Genomic DNA, 20,056 nt, shown 5'->3' with positions numbered 1-20,056 from the left:
TAATCGCAGCTCACTTATACCTGTGACAGTTGGGCGCAAGAGCGTCCGCCTGCGATATTTGGCTGCAAATTGGGTCTCTCGAAGGAGAATGCCCGCGGCGATCGCTGGCGGGCGAAGCAATAGGCCGCCAGCAGTGTCTGTGTCCGATCTGGGCCGTCGCGACTTATTGCACCGCCACACGACTTCGGTGCGGACGGGACTAAACACCTAGGCGGACACGCCATCGTCGCGCACCCCACAAATTCACAGGTACAGACCTAGGAGCGTGGCTGGCCCGAATGATCGTCGCCACCGAGGTCGTCCGCGATCTCCTGCAGGAGCTTCGGTCCCCTGGCGAGCCTGCGGCCAAGTGCGGTGACGAAGGAATCGTAGCGTTCACCTCCCTTGGCGCGCGCGGCTTGCGCGGCCGGCTCCGGCAATGCCGGGGTCGTGGTCAACCAGAACCGGACGAACACGGCAAGCGTCTCGACCGCGATGCCGACGTCGCGCTCAAGCCGGATCATGCGGCGATCGAGCTGGTCGAGGCGCTTCGCGATCACCGCCTCCCGTCGTTCGGCCGCATCCGGGGACAGAAAGGAGGCGATCGCGGCCTCAGCGATCAGCGATTGAGGTTGGTCTCGGCGCGCGGCATAGTCCGTCAGCGCCGTCATAACGGCCGGGTCGAGGTAGACCGAAATCTGGATCTTCTTCTTGCGGACGGTCATGGCGGTCACAGCTCCATGCCATCGCCGGAGTCCAGCGAGACCTGCCGCGCTACGCCTCGCATGATCCGGGTTATGCGGCTGTTGCGGACGGCCTCATCGTCCGCATCATCGACGGGATCGGCTTCGAACTCGTTCTCGATCGGCGCCCTCCTCTCGACCAGCGTCACGCGGCTGAGCTCGGGCTGCTGGCGGCGTTCGGATCCGGTCGGATCGTCATCTTCGGTCGCGGTCATCGGGCCGGCATTGCCGATTTCCGCTTTCGGCGGCACTGGCCGGCCCGTCCAATCATTCGGCCGCCCCTGGTTGGGAACAGTGAGTGCCGGCACCGGCAGAATGCGCTGCAGGAGGCGCGCGTCGTCGTAATAGCGCGCCTTCTTCGCCCGGATCGGCCGAGCGCCCGCAACCATGACGATCTCGTCCGTCGGTGGCAGTTGCATGACTTCGCCTGGGGTGAGCAGCGGCCGGGCCGTTTCCTGCCGGGAGACCATCAAATGACCAAGCCACGGGTTCAATCGGTGGCCGGCATAGTTCTTCATGGCGCGCATTTCGGTCGCGGTACCCAAGGCATCGGAGACACGCCTGGCGGTGCGCTCGTCGTTGGTGGCGAAGCTGACGCGGACATGGCAGTTGTCGAGGATCGAATTGTTCGGGCCGTACGCCTTCTCGATCTGGTTCAGCGATTGGGCAATCAGAAAGCCCTTCAGTCCATATCCTGCCATGAACGCCAGCGCCGACTCGAAGAAATCCAGCCGCCCCAACGCGGGAAACTCATCGAGCATCAGGAGCAGCCGGTGGCGCTTTGCCTTGGCCTGCAGGTCCTCCGTGAGACGCCGGCCGATCTGGTTGAGGATCAGACGGATCAGCGGCTTGGTCCGGTTGATGTCGGAGGGCGGCACGACGAGGTAGAGGGTCGCCGGTTGCTGGTCGCCCACGATGTCGGTGATGCGCCAATCGCAGCGCCGGGTCACCGCGGCGACGATGGGATCGCGGTAGAGCCCGAGGAACGACATGGCGGTCGACAGCACGCCCGACCGTTCGTTGTCGGACTTGTTGAGCAGCTCGCGCGCTGCGCTAGCGATGACGGGATGTGGTCCGGCTTCGCCGAGATGCGCGGTCTTCATCATCGCGACAAGCGTCGATTCGATCGACCGCTTCGGATTAGAGAGGAACGCGGCGACGCCCGCCAGCGTCTTGTCCTCTTCGGCATAGAGGACATGGAGGATGGCGCCGACCAGCAGCGCGTGACTGGTCTTCTCCCAATGGTTCCGCTTCTCCAGACTCCCCTCGGGATCGACCAGGATGTCGGCGATGTTCTGGACGTCGCGCACCTCCCATACGCCGCGGCGAACCTCGAGCAGCGGATTGTAGGCCGCTGACTTCGGATTGGTCGGGTCGAACAATAGAACCCGCCCATGTTTCGCGCGGAAGCCGGCGGTCAGCTGCCAGTTCTCGCCCTTGATATCGTGAACGATCGCCGAGCCCGGCCAGGTCAGGAGCGAGGGCACGACCAGGCCAACGCCCTTGCCCGAGCGGGTCGGGGCAAAGCACAGCACATGCTCCGGACCGTCATGACGGAGATAGTCACGCTCATAGCGGCCGAGCACGACCCCGTCGTCGCCAAGGAGCCCGGCCGCGTTGACCTCTCCCGTCTCGGCCCAGCGGGCCGAGCCGTAGGTCTCGACATTCTTCGCCTCGCGCGCCCGCCAGACCGACATGCCGATCGCGGCCACGATCGAGATGAATCCGCCCGAGGCCGCGATGAACGCGCCGCGCACGAAGATGTCGGGCGCATAGGCGTCGTAGAAGAACCACCACCAGAAAAACGCCGGCGGATAATAGATCGGCCAGCCAATGACGCTGAACCATGGGGTGCCCAACTGCCCCTGAAATCCGAGCTGCCAGGCGACATATTCCGTCGCACCCCAGGTCGTCAGAAGCACGATCGCGAGCACGGTCAGGATCTGTCCCCAGAGGATGGTGGTCGCGGACATGGCGTTAGTCCTTTCTGCGCGATCTACAGTCCAAGTCCCCGCTTTCGGCCAAAGCTCCAGTCGATGCCACCGTCGTTGCGTATCGTTCCGGTGACGTGGCGGCCGAGCTGTTTCTCGAGTGAGGGCGTCCAGGGCACGAGCTGGAAGCCGAGTCCGTCGTCGATCATGGCGAAGCGACCGGAGGCGAGCGTGAAGCGCTGGCGGTAGCTGCCGGCGACATGGTCGCCGCTGCCGGCTTGATGGAATGGCTGGCCGGTTCGGGACGCGAGCCTATCGCCCAAGGCCTCCAGCTCCCGGCAACGCAAGGTGTCGATCAGGTTGCGCGAGAAGATGATGCGCTGGCCCCGCCGCTCGGCATAACCGCGTTCGAGCAAATGCTCGGCACGCCGCTCCATGGCCTGCCGCACCTCGGCGCCGAAGGCGCCATCCGAAAGCGCGGCCGGCGTGCGAGCGACCGCCTGCCGGTCGAGCCAGGTCGCCCCCGATGCCGAGACCTGCGCAGCAAGGTTGAGATCCGACCGTACGGCGAGCGCCAAGCGGCGACGTCCTTGCGGGTCGTCGAACTTGCGCAGCTCGACGATCGCGCCCGGCGCGCCGTCGCCGGCGGCGTCGAGATCGGGCAACCTCAAGTGATGGGTTCGCCCGTCCACGCCGTCGACCACGGCATAGGCCGTGCCCTTCAGCTCGTCGTCGAGGCCGCGATCGACCAGCCGGCCGATGATCGGCGCATCGAGGCTCTCAGCCGCGAGCACATAACTCGCCGCGCCGCGCTCAATGCCGCGTTCGGTCAATGCCCGGTGCATGCGCCTGATGATGTCATCGCGCTCCTCCAAATCGCGTAGCGTGGTCTCCGCCTGGTCGCGGATCACCCACTGGCCTGGCCCGACCTGATCGGCGAGGCCAAGGGATTCGAGCTTGCGCAAGCGACCGACCTTCAAGGCGTGATATTCGTCCGGCTGCCGGCCCCGATGGCGCGCGAGATCGATGACGCCGGTGGACCAACCATCGCGCACAAGCTGACGATCCAGCTGGGTCCAGCGTTCGGCTTCAAGCTGGCGCTCGAGGTTGCGACGGATGTCGAGCTCGGTGCGCGGACCAAGTTCCTGGGTGACCAGATCCTGCGCGCGGGCACGCATTCCCTCCTTGATGTAGTCGCGCGAGATCACGAGGTCCTGGCCATCGTCACCCCGGCCGCGGAGGATGACGTGAACGTGGGGATTGTCGGTGTTCCAGTGATCGACACCGACCCAATCGAGCTTCGTGCTGAGATCCGTCGCCATCTGGCCCATCAGCTCGCAGGCGAAGGATTTAAGGTCCGTCATTTCCACCGCGTCCTCGGGCGACACGATGAAACGGAAGTGATGACGGTCGCCCTCGCACCGCGTGGCGAAGGCACGGCCATCAGCGTCCTCGGTCTGCGGTCCGAACAGGCGCGCCCTGTCCCCATCGCGGGTCACACCCTCACGACGGAGATAATTGAGGTGCGCGGCGAGCGGCGCGGCGCGCGCCGTGTGACGGACGACGCGGGTCTTGATCACGGCGAGGCGCGAGCGCCCCGTCAGCAGGTGGTTGGCCTGCACGCTGGCGATCCGGCCGCGTCCAAAGCGCGACCGGCTGGCCGGGATGATCCGGCCCGACCGGGATACCTGCCCGCCGGCCTTCTGTGCCGCCGCGATCGCCTGCGCAATGAAGGGCCGCGCCCGCTGCGAAGCGGATGAGCGGATGCGGCCGGGCCGGATGCGAAACTCCCGATCATCGGCCATCGCCGACCTCGGAAATGTGCGAAAGATCGTAGAACGTCTGTGACTTGCGCGTGGGGTGCACATTGCAGCAAGCGCGAGCACCCTGCGCCGAAAGGAGGAAACTCCAAACAGTACAACCGACCGTCCGAAGCGCACATTGCGCCCTTTTATCTCGCCCTCGCTCGGTTGTACTTGCGCACCGCTCTCCTGCCTCCGCCGACTCCCCTCTGGCACACGCCAGCGCTCGCCAGTTCACACAGGTGCTCATCGCATGTCTCCGGCATCCGATTTCGTGATGAACAGGCCGATCCCACTGGGAACGATCGATGACAGGGAATGAACGCCCGACGAAGCGAGAATGCCGTTCTCGACGCGCCTGGCCTTCTGCCGATCTGCAGTGCTGTTGCGTTCCCATCGAGCGACGAAGACCGGCGCATCGGCACATGAGAATTGGCCGATGGACTGACTGGAAGCGTACTCAACTCCCAACAAGCTCGCGAGATGGGCGACATAGGCTTGCGTCTCGGCAGCCAGCGGTTCGCCGGTCAGATGCCTTTCGTAGCGTGTTGGTCCGGCGTTGTAGGCTGCGAACGCACCGGGCGCGCCGTAGCGGTCCCGTAGTTCAGCCAGATACGCCGTGCCGGCCAGGATATTGTCGCGTGCATCGTAGGGATCGTTGCCGAGGCTGTACCGATGGCTTAGGTCAGCCCAGGTCCCCGGCATGATTTGCATCAATCCCATTGCGCCCTTCGGCGATTTGGCGCGCACGTCGCCAGCGCTCTCCAGCCGGATGAGTGACCTGATCCAGCACACAGGCACCGCGAACCGCTGTGAAGCCTCTGCAATGAAGGGAGCAAATGCATTGTCGCCATGATCGTTCACTGACGGGAACGCCGATTGCTCCGCGGCGAGAGCGGCACAGCTCCAAACCGTCAGGGCGAAAAGCAGCGTTCCGACAGGCCGAAAACACGCTCCCGACAAACGCAAGCATGCCGTCGTGCTCGCGCCCGACCGGGGTGAAGCTGCTTCGCGACGGCCATTCGGCCCCCCTGGACCGCCGCTGCGCGCGACAGCGCCGCGATCCCTGGTCGGGACGGAGGAATGGTCGCGCAACTGATCGAACAGAGAAATGGCAGATCGGAAGCACCAGCAAGGCACGGTCACTCCTCCCACGTCCACACGGGGAGCGCACGGCCGATGACAGCCGACGCAGGCAGAAGTCCAAAGTATCGGCCATCCAGAGAGTCGCTTGACTGCCAGTTCATGAGAAAGAGCTCACCGTCGCCGACCACGGCGCATCCTTCCCACTTCGGCAGCGGCCGCCCGCGACCGTCGCGATCCCTCGCCTCGCCCACCGCAATCTCGTCGACAGAAATTGCGAGCCCGCTTCTGCAGACCGTCTGCCCTGGAAGCGCCAGCACCCGCTTGAGCATCGGGACGCCTGCGGGCAGATACCCATTCAGATCGAGAAAGGTCGCAAGCAGCTCGGGCGGCCGAACCGCGACTAGTTCCGTGATGAAGAACTGGTCCGTTGGTTGCAAACGATAGAGGCCAACCGGCACGCTGGTCGATGCATTCCAGATGTAGAGCGGATTCGATCCCAGAGCGACCGGAGCAACAAGTGTGGCGACACCGAAAACCATCGCGATCAACGTCTTTGAGCCGAACGTCATCGCATGAACCTCTGCCGATGCAGCCAGGCCTGGTGACGCCCTTTTGTGTACGCGCGCGGCAACTCGTTGACAGAGAGGCGGTTATGAACGTGGTGCCAATAGTCGGGGGCTGCATCCGCCGGATCGATCCCAAGCCCCTCGACAGCGTCGATCAGTTGCAGCACGCGCTCGACCTTGGGCCAGCCCGACAACCGCAGCAAACTCTCACCGCCCGGCTTGACATAGGGGACCGTCGAGCGTCGCTCACCTGGAGCGACCGCGCGCAGAATGTCGATGCGCGAAATGACTGTTCCGAAATCGCTCGACGTCCAGCGAACGAAGGCGAAGATGCTGCCCGGAGCAAATGACAGCACGCGGCGGTGTCGGTCGATCATCTTGTCTTCGACGGCACGGCCGAACCGAATCCGGTTTTCGATGCGCTTTTCGAGCCAAAAGACTTCGACTTGGGTGAGATCGCTCATGCCCGCGCTCGTGATTCACAAACCGGGTTTCTGATCGGAAACCTGTCGAGACCAGCCTTCAGCCGGTCATAGTCTCCCGCACCGGTTCCGCGACCGACAAACGTCAGGCTCTCGTAAGGCGTTGCAGCCATCAGGCGTGAGGTCTTCAAGCCTGCGTCGCGTCCTTCGACGATTTGGGAAGCCGCCCAGATCAGGACGTCCGCATCCCGGATGGTCTCCATGCCGTGTTCCGGTACGGCCTCGTCGCGAATGGAGATTGCGCCCGCGCGGAAATCGATTGGCACGATGCGCTTTGTTTTGGCGAGCGAGAACAACGGATAAGCCATCAGATCCTGCGCGTCGCGTGACGCGAGATCGCCGGGCTGCGCCCGAAAGAGCTCAAGCTGGTCGCGCTCGGAGCGATGTGTGCGCCGCATTGTCACTGTCCTCGCGCTGACGTCAGCGACGTTCCTGGCCCGCATACGGGCGCAGCGTCGGGTGCTTCTTGGCCGGCGGTACAGTCCCTTTGCCCGGATCAGACGTCGACGTTTTGGCGCCGAGGTCGGCCCAGGCTTTCAGGTCGTCCAACGCGTAAACGACGCGCCCGCCGATCTTCCGATACATTGGCCCCGTGCCGTATGTGCGGTGCTTTTCCAGCGTGCGACCGGAGAGGCCAAGGTAGCGTGCGGCCTCCGGTGTACGCAGGAAGCGCGGCGGCAGGCCGGCCATTGGATCGGACATTTGAGAACTCCGGGGTGACAGCACGGAGCCGATTTCGGCGCCGGCGTGTGTGCGGTCATCATGGAGAAGCGCGATGTCGGAGGGGGATGCCGAAGATTGAGGGGGCGATTTTCGATACCCCAGGCGGGTTATGCTATTTGCCTGTGCGCCCGCGTCGCAGAATTTGGCGATAACCGCCGCGCACCTGTGCGAGGCCGGTTTGCACCAGGCGGACGGTCCGGTTGCGCAGATCGTGCGTTTTCCAGGCGCGGTCTGGGATGCGCTTCTTGCCGAACAATGCTTCTGCGATGGTGCGATACGTGCCGCCGTCCCCACGCGCATCGAGCGCGCGAAGAGCCGCACTCAACCGTTCGCGTCGCTGTTTGGATAACTCGTGAAAGGCAGGACCTGGCGCACGCCCGCTCATGGTTCGCCACAGCCGTCGCGCAGCGTACGCCCGCGCGTCGAAGTCGCCGTCTAACGACAACTCGACCACGTAGTGGGCGGCTACGGTTGGCGCTTCTCTTGACCAAACGCGGTGTTCCACCGTGCCGATGCGCAGCACCGCATGCCAGCCGTCGGCTGCACGGCGAACCTTGCCAGCTGCGAGATCAATCAACGGATGAGACGCCGCGTCCCGGTCAATGGGCGACGCGGTCATTGCGATCGGAACGACGGTCGGCAGAACCTCGGGTGCCCAAAAGACCGTCTGTTGCTTGAATGACCTCAACGGGTCATGGGCGAAAGCAGATGCCCCATCTCCTCCTGAACTCGGGCGTCACCTCGCCATCCGGGCTGTTGGCGATCATCGCTTCGTAGTCGCGTCGGTAGTCCATGCTGCGACGAAGACATTCCCAGGCGATGTCGGTGATTTCAGCGTCCTGTAGGCCTTTGTAGGATTCCGGCGACCGCCATTCGAACTCACGCATCGCTTCCACCCGCATGCACGCAGCTAATAAGGATTGCGGTGCAATAATCGTGAACCGACGAGTTACAGGAAGTCCCTAGTTTGGCACCATGTGGTGCTCCCGGATGACCACGTATCGGCTAGAGAAGGCGATTTCCGCATAGACGTTGGTCGATGGGCATCTTCTAATTCGACCACGTGCCCCGTAGGAGACGCCCCTGTTCCGTCATCCACTTAGCGCGCGCAAGGTGACTCTGGTACGCGATCCGCGCGCGCTCCGGATCACGCTCCGGATCGATATGCAGGACGATTCGAGCGACTTCCCGCCAGTCCGCGCCCTCACCTTCCGCCTGCAGAAGGCGCACGTACGTTACAAGGTGTTGTTCGTCATAGGAGGTTGGCGTTCGATCGGACGGTGCGCTATCGGCCACATCTGGATCCAAGGGTAATTTTTGCATCATGTTCGTTTCGAGAAGCGGGCTCCGATTGCATCCGCCTAATAAATAGCATACTCGCTGACGAATAGGAACGATCGTTCCTAGAACGATTGTTCCTATTTTGATTCCCATGTCGCCATGGATCTCAAGGAGATCATGGCAGCGAACCTGCGTCGGAAACGCCACGATCTACAAATGACGCAAGAGGAGCTAGCCGAGCGCGCCGGATTAAGCGCCCGGTACGTCGGTGCCATTGAGCGCGGCGATGTGTCGGCAAGCGTCACCGTTCTCGGGCAAATTGCGAAGGCATTGGGAGCCGAACCGGGGGACTTGCTCAAGGAAACCGGGCGGAGAGGCAAATCATAGGCAGCCTCGAACGAGCCGCAGACCGCTCCGCGCTCCGCCGGATGAGCGGTACACCCCGGGGGCCGCGGTTGACCGGGCCTAAAGCCTGACGGGAATGACACCCGTGATATGCCGCTCGCCGGGCCGAAGGCCCGGCGAGCGCCGGCCGCGCATCGGGCCTGGGAACAAGGCCGCGCAACCGGGTCTGGTTGCGCGGCCCATACCTTCAGATTGCGTGCTCCATCAAGCGCCTTGCTTTGCCTTCCAGTTCAAGGCGTGTGTCCTGATGGACCTTGCTGCGAGCAAACGCAGTAATGCCCTGTACGAAATCGAGGATGCCTTCCGGCTTGCGATTTTCTTCGCCCAGAACGGTTTCGATGATTTTCGAGGCCTCGGATTTGGATGCTCTTCCTGCCTTTCCGCAAAGCGGCAACATAAATGGAAAAGGCCCCGCCTCGGAGGAGGCGGGGCCGATGACCCCTATGGGATCAGTCGCCGTTGCGGCGGGACCAGATCAGGGTGAAGCCCTCGTCGCCTTCGACCTTCACCAGCGAGGCGTAGATCGGGGCCGGAAAGCTCGGATCGTCGAGCTTGACCGAGAGGTATTCGCGATCGCTGTCGCGGGCGGTCTTCTTCCACGCGGCACCGAACTCGGTCACACCGGCAAAGATGCGGTAGTCGGGCGCCTTGTCATTATCCTTCTCGGATGCGGCGAACCGTGCCTTGATGTTCAGCGTCAGCGTCTTGATGAAGCCGACGTAGCCGTTGTCCGAAGCGGTGAAGGTGCCGATAGTAGCCATAGTACTCTCCGTTGGTTGCTCGGGCCGCGCCCATCGCGGCCTCGATGGCGATCCCTGGCCCGGGGAGCGATCGGCCCGCAGCCGTCAGGCCCGCAGCGCCAGCGGAGGACGGCGACAAGCCTGCTTTTTTGTCTCCCGCGAGGAATGCCGCCCACTTCGCGGCAGGGGAAAAAAGCAGGCGTAGCCGTTGCGGGAAGGCGATCGAGGCCTTGGCCGTCCCTCGGGCCTGATCAGCCCATTCGAGGTTGCGTTGGACGCGCGCCATGAACGAACTGACGAAGACAACCATGGCGGCCGACACCGACACAGCACAAGGACTCAGGCTGGAGATCGGACATATGCTGACGGTGACGCATTAACGGCAAGGAAGGCGCACCTGGGAAAACGCCAGCGAACCCAATCGCATCCGCAGCGTAGGGGATCGAAGGCAAAGGCGGAGTTGGTCGCCAGAAAGCGATCTCGATATTCGCAGTCATCACACGAACAAGGCATCCGACCTCAATGCTGCTGATTGACCAGCGCGACACTGCATTCCCTTGGCCTGCCGCGTACCTATGCGGAGCTTCGCGGGGTTGTCGCCGGGTCGCAGTGACGGTGCCGCAAGGGCCGCGGGCGACAGCGCCGTCGTGGGAACGTGTCGTTCGCATGTTCTTTCGATCTGGCCGTCTTCAAACTCCAGGGGAGTAGCTGCTCTGGAGATGACGCCTTCGAAAGAGCAGCGCACCTGCGGCACGCTCGGCATCGCCGGCCAATGGCCTATTCCAGCAGGGACTGGATCGCCAGATTGGCATGCGGAGCAGCCAGTGAATAATTTTCACAAAAGTAATACTTTCTGAGCATTTTTCATGGGATGCTCAGACTCTGATGATTTTGGAGCTTTCAGCGAAGAAAATTCAGGAATTGAAAGTATTTTTCATGGGATCTAGCAAAAATGCACGATTTTCAGGGCAAGTGAGCGTTTTTCATGACCGGCGGCTCCCCGAGACAGCGGTTCCGGTCGGCTACGCCGCCCTGATCGACGCCTATGATCTGCCCGTCCCGGTTCCCCGGACGCTTTCGGCGATCGGCACCAAACACCGCATTGTTGAAAAGGACCACTGGCACATCTATACGCCGCGTCACGCGCCCGAGGCCTCGCTTGAGGGGCATCTAACCTTTGCGCTCAAATACGAGGGCTTGGATCTCGCCCTCCTGAAGCGGCTTTTCCTCGCCGTCAAGGACGAAGACGTCGCCGAAATTGTGCGGCAGAAGCCTACAGGGATCTACACGCGCCGCATCTGGTTCTTGTACGAATGGCTGCTCGGCCATGAGCTGAGGTTGCCTGCCGCAGACAAGGTCTCGTATGTGGATGCTGTCGACACCGACATCCAGTTCGCAGGTGCGCCGCAGAGTTCGGCCCGGCATCGCGTCCGCAACAACCTTCCCGGCACGCCGGAATTTTGTCCGCTCGTCTTCAAGACATCTGCGCTGAACGAATTCATCGCGCAGGACTGGAAAGATCGCGCGCGCGCCGTCGTGAGCCAAGTGCCGAAGGATCTGCTCGCCCGCACGGCCGCCTTCCTTCTGCTGAAGGACTCGAAATCCAGCTACGTGATAGAAGGCGAAAGCCCGCCGCAGGATCGAATCCAGCGATGGGGCCGCGCTATTGGCGAAGCTGGTCGCGCACCGCTCGACGAGCAGGAGTTTCATCGCCTGCAGCGCCTCCTGATCGGGGACGAGCGTTTCGTCAAGCTCGGCTTCCGCAAGGATGGCGGCTTCGTCGGCGAGCACGACCGCGACACGCAACACCCCATTCCGGACCATATCAGCGCGCGGCATGAAGACATCGCGTCGCTCATGGCCGGATTGATCGCTTTCGACCACAGCGCCGAGAATGACCTCGATGCCGTTATCGCGGCGGCCGTGCTCGCATTCGGATTCGTCTATATCCACCCATTTGAGGACGGCAACGGGCGCATTCATCGCTATCTGATGCATCATGTTCTCGCACGTCGGGGGTTCAACCCGGCGGGCGTGCATTTTCCTGTGTCCTCGGCCATCCTCGATCGGATCGCCGAGTACAAGAGCGTGCTTGGGAGCTATTCGGGCAGGCTGCTTTCCTGCATCCAGTGGGAGGCAACGCCAAGGGGCAACGTCAGGGTTCTCAACGATACGGCAGATTTCTACCGATTCTTCGATGCGACACCGCACGCGGAGTTTCTGTACGCCTGCGTGCGTCAGACGATTGAGCGGGATCTTCCGAACGAAACCAACTTCCTTGTCAGCTTCGATATATTCCGCGCCGGCATCGAGAACATGATCGACATGCCGGAGCGGACGCTGAACAATCTATTCGGCTTCCTCAGACAAAATCAGGGCAAGCTGTCGAAGCGCGCAAGAGAGGATGAATTCGCTGCGCTTACGGAGGACGAGGTCTCAAAGATAGAACAACTATATGCAGATTCGTTCGGCCAAACCGGAGAGTAACTGATGGCACATCAGATTAGATTCGGAGGCGCGGCTTGCGAAGAATATCTCTATCCAGCTCGACATCTCGATCCGAGCGACTCTCGATCTGGCGCTGGCAAAGGAAGACACTCGTCCACCGAGTCGAGGCGGGTATCTCATGGAGTCAATCATAACTGCAGCGAAGAATGAGAGGGTCACGAGAGCAAAGGTCAGCCAGGAAAGCACTGAGCCCAATAACCTTAAGGATAAATCCAAGGGCCAGCATGGTGGTGGTCTCGCACTCAAAGATGACCGATTATGCCTTCCACCATCACGGCGCATTTCGACACATAGATCCAAACGCGAGACAAGAACCATTTCGCATGAAGTTCGCTTCGATGAGCGGGCTACCGACCTCTCGCGTTGCTTGCGCGAACCGATTTTCGGCTAGAGTCGAGTAAGACGGCGCTCACGCGCCGTCCTTGTCGAATTTCCAGACCGGAATCCCGAGTTTCTTCGCCTTGTCGGCGAGGTTATCCTGTATGCCGGTCCCCGGAAAGCACATGATTCCCATCGGCATGACTGCCAGCATGGCGTCGTTGCGTTTGAATGGTGCAGCCTTGGCATGCTTCGTCCAGTCCGGTTTGAAGGTGATCTGCGACACCCTGCGATTGCTGGCCCATTTTGCAGCGATCAATTCAGCACCCTTCGGCGAGCCGCCGTGAAGCAGCACCATGTCGGGATACTTCGCGTGGACCTTGTCGAGCCGGCCCCAGACGAGCGAAACGTCGTTGAAATCGAGTCCGCCGGTAAGGGCGATCTTGGGCCCCGATGGCAGCATCGCCTGGGTTTCTGCGCGATGCTTGGCGGCTAGGAAGTCGCGGCTGTCGATCATCGCGGCAGTGGGCGTGCGATGGCTGACCAGTGATCCGGCGCGAGGACGCCAGGGCGAGCCAGTGTGAAGCTCAAATTGCTCAGTAGCCAGGTCGCGGAACAGCTCCATGGCGTTGCGGCGTTCGACCAGTGAAATGCCGTCGGCGGTCAGCCTTTCGAGCTCAACGGATCGCACTTCCGAGCCGTTCTGCTCGCGTTGGCTCCTCTGCTGCGCCTGCTCATTGTCGTCGAGCCCGTGCTCGATACGGCCCACCGCGCGATGTAAGAGATTGACGGTCGACCAGAGCAGGCCTTCCAGATCGGGCTCAAGTCGGGTGTCGCCTAAAGTTGCCACGAAGGCGTCGAAGATTACCGCACCAATTGTTGATGGCTCTTTTCCTCGCAGCCTTCTCGTGCTCCGGGAGAGCATCCATGTGACTGGAGGGCAGCAAACCAAAAAGCCACAAGGGAGCGGCGAATTTGACTTTGGATATCCGGTTCCGTGCTTTCCAAGGCGTCGCACGAATAAGGACCCTCTCCAGGGATGATGACGCCATTCTGCTGAATTCGGCACCGAGATCGTTGCAGCATTGACGCGCGAGCTAACGCCTATGACATCCCGCTCCGCTCTTCCTGCTCGTTATCCACTCATCGGCGCCTGGCCTGCACTCATGCTTGCCGACATGGCCGCCGCCTATTTGGATTTCGCAAATAGCCATGAACTCGCGCGAGCCGTAGGCCGCGGCGAGGCGCCGCCTCCAATCGGCTATCGTGGAATTGGGCGGGCGCGGCAACCGGTCTGGTCAAGGGCCGCGATTGATGATTTTGCCGCGCCCCATAGAACTACCAATTTGGACAGATCAGAAGGCGAGGATTTGGCCTCCCTGGCAAGACGTTAAGGTCGCGCTGCAATGAAGCTTCCGCGCTACTGCAGGCTAAAGTCATTGAAGAATGGTCGACGCGGATATTTCTTCGAGCCGCCAACGTGGGCTCGCAATGAAGGCTGCCCTGTCACAGCTGAAGCACTGGGAGAAGACTATGCAATCGCTCTCAACAGAACCAAGAATATTCTGCTGCCTGCCTTCGACAGCTGGCGTTCGGGCGGATTGACCGACATGGTCCCGGCGTCTCCCGTGCCTGGCACTTTTGATTGGCTTGTCGGCGTTTTCAAAGCCAACCACCGATGGCGTGAAATCGATTTCAAGACCCAACGCTTATACGACCAAGGCCTGGCGCTATTCGCCAACCACGAATTGAACGACGGTAGCCGCGCGGGCTCGAAACAGATTGCTGATTTTTCCAAAGCATTTGTCGATGCGGTTTATGCAAATCTGCTCGTCGTTCAATACAAGGACGCGGATGGAAACATCGTCAAGCGCGAACGTCGGCGTTTCGCAAACGCTGCCATGACCGCATGCAGGCGCGCCTGGTTCGTTGGTCAGCGCGCCCAGGAAACGAAAGTGCCAGCCATCAACCCATTCTCGCGGATGGGCTTAAAATCGCGCGCCCCTGGTCAGGCCCTGCGAGAGACGCCTACCGCAACCTGGGAAGAGCTTGTCGCCTTCAGGCAAGCCGCAAAGAGACTGGGGTACCACTCGATCGCAACTGCTGCATTGCTGACCTGGGAGTGGCTGCAGCGCGAGGAACATATATTCGGAGTCTTCGAAATCGAGCACTATCGACCGAAAGAACGCCCCAACAGCGTGAGGATTATGCACCCAAAGAATGGCGAAGAAGCCTGGTGGCCTTTGGTCGATGAGAACAGTGTGCTGCTCTTCCCCGAGTTGATGGCGGAGCTTGATGCTCTCAAAGACTCAGTCGCTTCAGGACTGGCGTTTCGCCGTGATCATGCTCATCGCAGGTCGCCTACTCCTCTGCCGTGGATCACCGAGCGCAAGGATCTGCGCTACCTTCGGCATGTCGTTAAAAAGATAATCATAGCAGCGGGACTTCGGAACGAGCTCTCATTTACGTCCTTTCGCCACGGCGGCTTCACCGAAGGCGCAGACAGCGATCTTACGGACGCTGAACTGCGTGCCGCCGGCCGACATCGCTCGAGACTACAACTACCCACCTACGCCAAACGCACGCGGAAGCAATTGATCGTGGCCGCCAAGAAGCGCCGCGAGGAGCGAGCCAGAACGACCCTCTTGTCAGAAGGCGTGCTCGCTCCTCATTCTTCAGTCGTTTCGAGCAATCGACACGCTTGATTCTCAAAACTCAAGTCGGCGTGCGATTCCGAAAAGGAAAACCCTCGATTGGGTTTCCGCTAACGCCCGGTCCATGTCGGCTTGCGCTTCTCGCCGAAGGCTTTGAGGCCTTCCTTGGCGTCCTCGGTCATCGCGAGCAGCGCGATCTGGCTTTCGGTGTAGGCGATGCTTTCATCGAATGACATCGAGGCGATCGCCCGCATCGCGTATTTGCCGCGACGGATCGCCGTCGGCGACTTGTCGACGATGCGCCCGATCAGCCAATCGACCTTGGCATCGAGCTCGGCTGCCGGCACAACGTAGTTGAGAAGACCCGCAGCCTTGGCCGTCGCGGCGTCGAACGGCTCGCCGGTCAGCGCCCATTCGTTGACGAGGCGGCCGGGCGCGATCGACTGCAGCAGGCTCAGCACCTGCATCGGAAACACGCCGACCTTCACCTCGGGCAGGCCGAAGATCACCTGATCGGCGGCGACCGCCATGTCGGTCATGCACAACAGTCCCATGCCGCCGGCCATGCAGACGCCACCGACCCGCGCGATCGCGGGCTTGGTCGCATTCTGCGACAGCCGCAACAAATCGGCGTAATCGACATTGGGACGCGAGAAATCCATCGAGAAGGCCGCGCCGCTGTTCTGCAGATCGGCACCGGCGCAGAACGCCTTGTCGCCCGCCCCCGTCAGCACGATGACGCGGACGTCCTTGTCGTCATGCGCCTCGCGATAACCCTTTGCGATGCCGGCGATCACACCGGCATTGAGCGCGTTGCGCTTGTCCGGGCGGTTGATGGTGATCCAGAACGCCTGCCCGCGCTTTTCGAGAAGAACGCTGTTGTCGGTCATGTTTCCTGCCTGTATTCTTGGCCAATGTGCCGTTGTCAGCCGACATTTGCGGCGGGATCGGCGCCGACTGCAAGCAGGATTTATGCGGCCATCGATACCTTCCGGATCCAGACCTTGTTGTCGTGGAACGCGGCGCCGCCGAGCGGCGCGACGGCCTCCGCCCCAGTCAGCATGTTGATGCCGCGCCCGCCGATATGGGACTTGTTCGGATGGATCGACTCGGCGATCAGCACGCCGCGGCGAACGCCATCGAACAGTTTTGCGGTCAATGTGGTCTCGCCGCGCATGTTGCCGAGCGTCACCGCGTCGCCATCGGCGATCAAGAGCGTCGCCGCATCGTCGGGATGAATCATCACGGTCGGCGCGCCCTCGCGGGCTTGCGACGACGGCGTTTCGTTGAAGCTGGTGTTCAGGAAGCTGCGCGAGGGTGACGTCGCGAGCCGGAACGGATGCTGTGCGTCCGCCTCCTCGATGATGGTCCAGTGGTCGGGCAGCGAGGGCATCTTGTCCCACGCCCCCATCAGCCCGCCGGTGCCGACGGGCACCTTGCCCCAATCGACCTTGAAATGGAACTTCTTGTCGGCATGGGCAAAGCCGTCAAGATAATGCGAGGTGCGGAAATCGGGCTGCAGGTCGCGCCAGATATCGGCCTCCAGCGCCTCGATCGTGCCGTGGCCGCTCTTCTTCAACGTCGCATCGATCAGCTGGCGCGGCGTCATGTCGAAGCCGGGATGCACGGCGTTGAGCCTGCGGCCGAGCCCCTGCATCACCTCGTGATTGGAACGGCACTCGCCGGGCGGATCGATCAGCTTCGGGCCGACCGAGATGTGCTGATGACCGCCGCCGTAATAGAGGTCGTCGTGCTCCATGAACATCGTCGCCGGCAGCACGATATCGGCCATCTGGGCCGTCTCGGTCATGAACTGCTCGTGCACCGCGACGAACAGATCCTCGCGGGCAAAGCCCTGGCGCACCAGCGCCTGCTCGGGCGCGACCGTCATTGGGTTGGTGTTCTGGATCAGCATTGCCTTGACCGGGCCGCCGCCCCGCAGCGCCTCGGCATCGCCGGTGAGGATGCGGCCGATCTTGGATTGATCGAGCACGCGCGTCGCGGGATCGATCGCGTCGTGGCCTTCGATGATCGACTCGTCGAAGCGCCAGATGCCGGCATTGTTGAAGAACGCGCCGCCGCCCTCATATTGCCAGACGCCGGTCACCGCGGGAATGCACGAGGCCGCGTGCATCTGGGCGGCGCCGTTGCGGCTGCGGGTGAAGCCGTAGCCAAGACGGAAGAACGAGCGCTTGGTCTGTCCGACCAGCCGCGCGAATGCCTCGATCTCCTCGACTGGCACGCCCGAGATCACTGAGGCCCATTCCGGCGTGCGGGTCTTGAGATGCGCTTCCAGCTCGTCGGGGCAATCGGTATAGCGCGCGAGATATTCGCGATCGGCAAATCCCTCGCGGAACAGCACGTGCATCACGGCGCAGGCAAACGCGCCATCGGTGCCCGGCCGCAGCAGGATCTTGATGTCGGCCTGCTTCATGGTCTCGTTGTTGTAGACGTCGACCGCCGCGATCTTCGCGCCGCGCTCCTTCCGCGCGCGCGATGCATGCGTCATCACATTGACCTGGGTGTTCACCGGATTGGTGCCCCAGATCACGACGAGGTCCGAGACGCCCATCTCGCGGGGATCGACACCGGCGATCTTGCCGGTCCCGGCCGCAAAGCCGATACGCGCGATGGTTGCGCAGATCGTGCCGTAGAAGCGCGAATACTTCTTCACATGCGACAGACGGTTGAGGCCGTCGCGCATCACGAGCCCCATGGTGCCGGCGTAGTAATAGGGCCAGACCGACTCGGCGCCGAACTCCCGCTCGGCCGCATCGAACCGCGCCGCGATCTCATCCAGCGCCTCGTCCCAGGCGATCCGCGCGAACTGGCCCGAGCCCTTCGGGCCGGTCCGGCGCAGCGGATACATCAGCCGTTCGGCATGATGAATCCGCTCGGCATAACGCGCGACCTTGGCGCAGACCACGCCGGCCGTATAGGTCTGCTGTTTGGAGCCCCTGACGCGACCGATCGAGCGTCCCTCGATCACCTCGACGTCGAGCGCACATGCCGACGGGCAATCGTGCGGACAGGTGGAATGGCGGATGTCGACCTTGGCATGCTGGTTCATGGCCAAATTGGTAACATCAAATATCCCCCCCGCCGAGGGGCATTATTGACCCAGTCCGCGCGAAATCCGGGCACGTGCCATGCGGCAGGCGCCCGGACGGGCAGTTATTGGTCTGAGCAGTCCCATCAGACTCGGAAGATGCGGGTGTAGTGCGATTTGATCGATTCCCCTTCCCGTTCCACCGCCACCGGATCGTCCTTCATCGTCTTGATGTCCTTTAGCGGTCTGCGTCCAGCCTTCTCCTTGGCCTGCGCGTGGACGGATCTGAGGCCGCCGATCTCGACATTGAGCTGCTGCCCCTCACGCCCGAGCGCGAAGGACTGGAACAGCCTGGCGGCATTCGGATGCGGACAGTCCTTGAAGATCCCGTTCGGGCCGACAATAATCGGCGACCCCTCGGTGGCATAGACCGGCTCGACCGGGCGGCCGGCCTCCTTCATCTGAAAGATGTTGTATTCGTTGCCGTCGGCCATCACAGCACGCTCGCCGAGATCGAGCTTCTTGGGTGGATCGGTCGAGGACTGCACCTGCATGATGTTCTGCTTGGCGAGCTTCTCGAAAAAGCTCCAGCCGAGATCGCGCTGCAACTGGTAGGTTGCGGTCATGATGGTGCCGCTATAGCCGGGATGCGCCTTGACGATTTTGCCCTTCCATTTCGGATCGAGCAGATCGGCAAAGCTCTTCGGCGCCTCCTCGGCCTTCACGAGATTGGTGTTGTAGGCAATGATCGAAAGCCAGACCCGGAAGCTTGCGAATTGCCCGTCCGCGTCGCGATGCTCCTCGGGGTAGTATTTTGCGACCTCTTCCGGAACATAGGGCGCGAGAATGCCGTCGCGCTTCCACACGATGAAATGCGCGGCGTCGGAGGAATTGACGACGTCGACGGCATGAATGTTGCTGGAATATTCCTGGCCGACCCGCTGGAACACGCGCTCCGCGCCGGTGCGTTCGACGCGCACGGTGATATCGGGATACTTCGCTTCAAATGCCCTTGCCAGCTTCTCGGCAACCGGCAGATCGGTCGACGTGTAGTAGACGACCTGCCCCTCTTTCTTCGCCGCTTCGATCAACGTCGGCGTCACCGGTTCCGCAGGCGGCGCGGCGGCCATCACGCGCGTTGAAAGGGCGGCCCCAGCCAGCACCGCGCCCGAGCCCTTCAGCATGTCGCGGCGCGATAGCCCAGGATGTTTCCTCATATGATTCCCCGCACGCGATGGCGAAGTTTGAGTACACCGTCCTCCCGCTCTTATTCCAATGCGCGAAAACGGAGTCTGTCGTCGACAGAGGCTTCAGGTTGCAGCTAGACTTCTGATCAAGAAACAAGACTAAAGTTGGGGGATTCAGTCAATGGCGAGCCTGCGATACGCCTTGGTGTTTGTCACCGTCAGAGTCCCGGTTCCCGGCAGAGAACTCGTGAGGAAGCCATGGGACAAATCCGGTGCCGATTTAAGCAGGTACACTCCTTGAAAGAGCGCCTTGCCGCAGAGGCCAGAAGCTTGCGCGAGGCGGCGAAATCGCTGCCCCAAGGCGCGAAGAAAGAAGCTCTTCTGGAAAAGGCCAGGCAGGATGAAACAGCCGACCACATGACAGGATGGCTGACTTCTTCTGACTCACGGCCATCGACTTGAGTATTTTGGCAGATGACCGCGCTCAATCATGCGCGTGATCGAGCTATTGGAGGCACTACGTGAGCGCACACCCGAGGAAATCACGATTGCCTCGCTCGCGCTTGGGGGAAGTTTCACTCCGGAGATGTGGCATGCATTGG

Annotated in this window: 17 protein-coding genes and 3 pseudogenes; 3 read left to right on the top strand and 17 right to left on the bottom strand. The window is 61.9% G+C overall.

Annotation, left to right across the window (positions count from 1 at the left end; genetic code table 11):
* Nucleotides 1–257: 257 nt before the first annotated feature.
* The 11 genes and pseudogenes from ACVIYL_RS25415 to ACVIYL_RS25365 form a co-directional block, all read right to left on the bottom strand.
* Nucleotides 258–704 carry a CopG family transcriptional regulator gene (locus ACVIYL_RS25415; protein ID WP_456780132.1) on the bottom strand — a complete coding sequence of 149 codons (447 nt, stop codon included), beginning with the start codon at nt 702–704 and terminating at the stop codon, nt 258–260.
* 5 nt (nt 705–709) lie between these two features.
* A complete protein-coding gene (locus ACVIYL_RS25410) occupies nt 710–2,695 on the bottom strand; it encodes a conjugal transfer protein TraG (RefSeq protein ID WP_456780131.1) in 1,986 nt (661 codons plus the stop codon).
* A gap of 23 nt (nt 2,696–2,718) precedes the next feature.
* The gene (locus ACVIYL_RS25405) at nt 2,719–4,458 is read right to left on the bottom strand and encodes a relaxase/mobilization nuclease domain-containing protein (RefSeq protein WP_456780130.1); all 1,740 of its coding nucleotides are present in this window, start codon (nt 4,456–4,458) and stop codon (nt 2,719–2,721) included.
* A gap of 243 nt (nt 4,459–4,701) precedes the next feature.
* Nucleotides 4,702–5,319, bottom strand: a complete 618-nt coding sequence (locus ACVIYL_RS25400; RefSeq protein ID WP_456780129.1) for a lytic transglycosylase domain-containing protein — start codon at nt 5,317–5,319, stop codon at nt 4,702–4,704.
* Between the two features lie 278 nt (nt 5,320–5,597).
* Complete coding sequence (locus ACVIYL_RS25395) at nt 5,598–6,110, bottom strand: S26 family signal peptidase (protein WP_456780128.1); 513 nt, start codon at nt 6,108–6,110, stop codon at nt 5,598–5,600.
* On the bottom strand, nt 6,107–6,571 hold the full coding sequence (locus tag ACVIYL_RS25390) for a DUF2840 domain-containing protein (protein WP_456780127.1): 465 nt from the start codon (nt 6,569–6,571) through the stop codon (nt 6,107–6,109). Before ACVIYL_RS25390 ends, ACVIYL_RS25395 begins: the two co-directional genes overlap by 4 nt.
* 41 nt (nt 6,572–6,612) lie before the next feature.
* A pseudogene (locus tag ACVIYL_RS25385) lies at nt 6,613–6,987 on the bottom strand (replication initiator protein A); the annotation flags it as partial.
* 22 nt (nt 6,988–7,009) lie between these two features.
* Complete coding sequence (locus ACVIYL_RS25380; RefSeq protein WP_253639355.1) at nt 7,010–7,291, bottom strand: helix-turn-helix transcriptional regulator; 282 nt, start codon at nt 7,289–7,291, stop codon at nt 7,010–7,012.
* A gap of 133 nt (nt 7,292–7,424) precedes the next feature.
* Nucleotides 7,425–7,931, bottom strand: a complete 507-nt coding sequence (locus tag ACVIYL_RS25375) for a DUF2285 domain-containing protein (protein ID WP_456780126.1) — start codon at nt 7,929–7,931, stop codon at nt 7,425–7,427.
* A gap of 73 nt (nt 7,932–8,004) precedes the next feature.
* Nucleotides 8,005–8,199 carry a transcriptional regulator domain-containing protein gene (locus ACVIYL_RS25370; RefSeq protein WP_069275638.1) on the bottom strand — a complete coding sequence of 65 codons (195 nt, stop codon included), beginning with the start codon at nt 8,197–8,199 and terminating at the stop codon, nt 8,005–8,007.
* A 163-nt stretch (nt 8,200–8,362) separates the two neighbouring features.
* Nucleotides 8,363–8,635, bottom strand: a complete 273-nt coding sequence (locus ACVIYL_RS25365) for a DUF2285 domain-containing protein (RefSeq protein ID WP_081334642.1) — start codon at nt 8,633–8,635, stop codon at nt 8,363–8,365.
* Between the two features lie 117 nt (nt 8,636–8,752).
* On the opposite strand from ACVIYL_RS25365, the gene ACVIYL_RS25360 reads away from it, so the two are divergent.
* Entirely contained in the window at nt 8,753–8,980 is a 228-nt protein-coding gene (locus tag ACVIYL_RS25360; protein ID WP_069275471.1) for a helix-turn-helix domain-containing protein, read from the top strand.
* 205 nt (nt 8,981–9,185) lie between these two features.
* Here ACVIYL_RS25360 and ACVIYL_RS25355 read toward each other — a convergent pair.
* Together ACVIYL_RS25355 and ACVIYL_RS25350 are read right to left on the bottom strand one after the other, a co-directional pair.
* Nucleotides 9,186–9,362 (bottom strand): annotated as a pseudogene (locus tag ACVIYL_RS25355) (DUF932 domain-containing protein); the annotation flags it as partial.
* Nucleotides 9,363–9,447: 85 nt separating this feature from the next.
* The gene (locus ACVIYL_RS25350) at nt 9,448–9,759 is read right to left on the bottom strand and encodes a DUF736 domain-containing protein (RefSeq protein ID WP_225646982.1); all 312 of its coding nucleotides are present in this window, start codon (nt 9,757–9,759) and stop codon (nt 9,448–9,450) included.
* A 915-nt stretch (nt 9,760–10,674) separates the two neighbouring features.
* Between ACVIYL_RS25350 and ACVIYL_RS25345 the strand changes: the two genes are divergently transcribed.
* The gene (locus tag ACVIYL_RS25345) at nt 10,675–12,225 is read left to right on the top strand and encodes a Fic family protein (RefSeq protein ID WP_456781887.1); all 1,551 of its coding nucleotides are present in this window, start codon (nt 10,675–10,677) and stop codon (nt 12,223–12,225) included.
* A 430-nt stretch (nt 12,226–12,655) separates the two neighbouring features.
* Here the strand turns inward: ACVIYL_RS25345 and ACVIYL_RS25340 are convergent.
* A pseudogene (locus ACVIYL_RS25340) lies at nt 12,656–13,438 on the bottom strand (DUF2493 domain-containing protein); the annotation flags it as partial.
* 532 nt (nt 13,439–13,970) lie between these two features.
* On the opposite strand from ACVIYL_RS25340, the gene ACVIYL_RS25335 reads away from it, so the two are divergent.
* Nucleotides 13,971–15,269, top strand: coding sequence for a hypothetical protein (locus tag ACVIYL_RS25335; protein ID WP_456780125.1), 1,299 nt, complete (start codon nt 13,971–13,973; stop codon nt 15,267–15,269).
* 59 nt (nt 15,270–15,328) lie between these two features.
* On the opposite strand, the gene ACVIYL_RS25330 is transcribed toward ACVIYL_RS25335, so the two are convergent.
* The 3 genes from ACVIYL_RS25330 to ACVIYL_RS25320 all read right to left on the bottom strand — a co-directional run bounded on the left by ACVIYL_RS25330 (nt 15,329) and on the right by ACVIYL_RS25320 (nt 19,484).
* Complete coding sequence (locus ACVIYL_RS25330; RefSeq protein ID WP_456780124.1) at nt 15,329–16,108, bottom strand: enoyl-CoA hydratase/isomerase family protein; 780 nt, start codon at nt 16,106–16,108, stop codon at nt 15,329–15,331.
* Nucleotides 16,109–16,188: 80 nt separating this feature from the next.
* Nucleotides 16,189–18,288, bottom strand: coding sequence for a molybdopterin oxidoreductase family protein (locus tag ACVIYL_RS25325; protein ID WP_456780123.1), 2,100 nt, complete (start codon nt 18,286–18,288; stop codon nt 16,189–16,191).
* 125 nt (nt 18,289–18,413) lie between these two features.
* Nucleotides 18,414–19,484 carry a substrate-binding domain-containing protein gene (locus tag ACVIYL_RS25320; protein ID WP_253607765.1) on the bottom strand — a complete coding sequence of 357 codons (1,071 nt, stop codon included), beginning with the start codon at nt 19,482–19,484 and terminating at the stop codon, nt 18,414–18,416.
* Nucleotides 19,485–20,056 lie beyond the last annotated feature (572 nt).

It is taken from the genome of Bradyrhizobium sp. USDA 3315, from assembly GCF_054056795.1.
Note: the sequence above shows the minus strand (reverse complement) of the source record. Positions and strands in the feature narration are given on the sequence as shown.